This is a genomic window from Psychromonas sp. Urea-02u-13, from assembly GCF_002835995.1.
Lineage (GTDB): Bacteria > Pseudomonadota > Gammaproteobacteria > Enterobacterales > Psychromonadaceae > Psychromonas.
Map to the genome: position 1 here is coordinate 1 of NZ_PJBZ01000318.1, position 286 is coordinate 286.

General features: G+C 29.7%; 1 protein-coding gene. It reads left to right on the plus strand.

Annotated features, from left to right (window positions below):
• Positions 1-286: hypothetical protein (locus CXF74_RS21845; RefSeq protein ID WP_157822543.1), on the plus strand; the 286-nt coding region annotated here is incomplete at both ends.

Genomic DNA, 286 nt, shown 5'->3' on the forward strand with positions numbered 1-286 from the left:
TATAGATAATTATGAGAAAGATATTATTGAAAATAATATCGAAATAGTGGTAAAGAGTATATTTCTGAAACGCCTAAATGATTTAAACACTCAAGGACGTACTGATCTCCTTGAATCCCTTTTCTCAAAATTATTTGAGTCTATCGATACACCGAAAGAAGTCGCTCAGGTATTTATAAATACACCTTCTCTAGATATATTTAAACCTTTTGAAAAGGATTTACTAAAAATGTTTACATTACATTCCATAGGAAATGCAATGACAGTAACAATGAGTGCAGTTGAA